Below are 1,406 nucleotides of genomic sequence, written 5' to 3'. Positions count from 1 at the left end.
TCATAGGCTGATGTAGCATCTGGATCGATCGGTGTACCCCAAGGAATCAAAACTTGGTACTCATAGTCTTTTGAAATCGTAGGCATCGTTGTATCGATAACATCCGCGATTTCTACTGGTCTAAAGCCGACCAATTCTTGGTTTTTCTTTGGTTTTTGCCAGCCCCAACCGGCTTGTGCAGCTGGCGCCAAAAATGCTGCAGTAGAACCAGCAAGCGTACCAGCAACAACTTTTCGACGACTCACATATGCATCAAGAACTGAAGCAAACGGACGGTTGTCAGATGGATTTGAAGAAAGATCATCAGGATCTTGGAAACCTGCTACTACGTTTTCAATGTTATTTTCTTGTGTCATATCGATAGCTCCTAGCTGATTAACAAACCTCAGATTCGAGAGATTTGATCAACACACTAAAACCGATGAATGACACTTAAGTGGCAATTGTTTTAAGCTTTTTTGTCAGTTTTATTTCTACAGATGTCACATCAACGCAAAGCCAATTTTGTTTACCTAACGTATATCTTGAGGCAAAGCAAAGGAGTAGAAATGACGAACGCGACTGGGTTAGTTTGGTTAAGTGAAGATCTCAGATTACACGACAATCCCTTGATTGAACGTGCGGCAAATGAGTGCCAAGAACTTATATTTTGTTATTTCGTAGATCCAAGCGAACTGAAAAGAGACATATATGGCTGCCAGCCGCTGGGCATTCATCGGCGCCAATTCTTGGCCGAATCACTGCTCATTATGCATGACCGTTTGAAAGAGCTTGGTCAAACGCTAAATGTTTTCTTAGCTAGACCAATTCCTTCGATCGAGTCTATCTGCTCCAATCTTCCAATTACTCACGTGTATCGCTCAACACCCGTCGCGTTTAATGAATCGCAATCGTGGGCACAGCTAAAATCCATGCTGCCTGATGTGAATATGATTAGCGTAGAGACACGGTGTTTATTTAGTGCAGCAGAAATCGAATTTCAGGCAGATAGTTTTCCGGCGACCTTCAGTAAATTCAGACGTTTGGCCGAGCGATTAAACGTCCGAGTTCCTAATGGTGAGATTCGATCGTTACCACCGAGCCTATCGCTGCTGGCCTTCAATTTTGATCGATTGATTCTCGACCCTTGGGTGTTGAACAAACAGCCGATTGCACGAGGCGGGGAAGATACTGCACTCGATCACTTGCATGACTATTTTTCTAGCACGGCTGCAAACACATACAAGCAAACAAGAAACGCCTTCGATGGTTGGGAGAACTCATCGAAATGGTCGTTCTGGCTAGCCAATGGCAGCTTATCCGTTAAACAAGCAGCGCAAGCTCTCAAAGAATTTCAAGTTGTTCATGGTGAAAATGAAGATAACGGGTGGCTGATGTTCGAGTTGCTGTGGCGGGAATACTTTCAA

General features: G+C 44.0%; 1 protein-coding gene and 1 pseudogene. One reads left to right on the top strand and one right to left on the bottom strand.

All coding sequences use genetic code 11. The features are described 5' to 3' along the window. A pseudogene (locus A3762_RS14020) lies at nt 1-356 on the bottom strand (hypothetical protein); the annotation flags it as partial. A gap of 192 nt (nt 357-548) precedes the next feature. On the opposite strand from A3762_RS14020, the gene A3762_RS14015 reads away from it, so the two are divergent. Continuing rightward, nucleotides 549-1,406, top strand: an 858-nt coding sequence (locus A3762_RS14015) for a deoxyribodipyrimidine photo-lyase (protein WP_197469265.1), incomplete at its 3' end; no start/stop codon positions are given.

The organism is Oleiphilus sp. HI0125 (assembly GCF_001635355.1).
This window is presented reverse-complemented; position numbering and strand designations above follow the sequence as displayed.